The 756-nt window shown below is 50.1% G+C and carries 2 pseudogenes; both read right to left on the reverse strand.

Annotated elements, in window-relative coordinates:
- A pseudogene (locus ACTHUM_RS16285) lies at positions 1–237 on the reverse strand (restriction endonuclease); the annotation flags it as partial.
- Between the two features lie 39 nt (positions 238–276).
- Positions 277–756, reverse strand: a pseudogene (locus ACTHUM_RS16290) (GTPase ObgE); the annotation flags it as partial.

The following is a 756-nucleotide window of genomic DNA, read 5'->3' on the forward strand; positions in this document are numbered from 1 at the left end:
GATCATACGCTGATCGCCACGTTGCCCTTCGCCACAATAAAACAGGGTGGTTCCCTTCTCATCCCAGCGATCATAATAGCAGTGGTCTTCGCCTTTTTCTGGGTGAGTAAAGAGGAAGATATTGGGCGTTTTTGCCGAAGCAGCAATGCCACTTTGTCTATTGCCACCGTATTGGTCATGTAATTCTGAACGTTTAATAACATCGTTTTCTCGTAAAGAGAAAGAGTTGGAAGACATGCGACTCTCCATTTTATTAAAAAGGCCGTCTGAAATTTTTTACTCCGGTTTAAACACGCCAGTATCCGTTTTAGGCTGCTGCTCGGCAATTTCGGCTTTTGCCACTACCTGTTCCGCTTCTGCTTTTTCGGCTTCGATGCGTTTTTTCTCGGTTAGGTATTGGTTGATTTGGTGTACCAATTCCTGCGTGCCTTGGTGGGTTAGTGCGCTGATTTGGAAGAGGCGCGGGGTTTCCATGTCGAATTGGAAGCGGTCATCGGGTTTGGGGTAATCCCAGCCGATGGCTTCGAGGAAGGCGGCGCTACGCGCTTGGGCTTCTTCTTCATCAAGCATATCGAGTTTGTTCAGCACCAGCCAGCGCGGTTTGCCGTAGAGTTCTTCATCGTATTTGCGCAACTCGTTGATGATAGCAAGAGCTTCTTCGGCGGGGTTGACGGTTTCGTCGAAGGGCGCTAAATCGACGACGTGCAGCAGCAGACCGGTGCGCGATAAGTGTTTGAGGAAGCGGTGGCCGAGGCC

The organism is Neisseria sp. P0021.S006 (assembly GCF_051956895.1).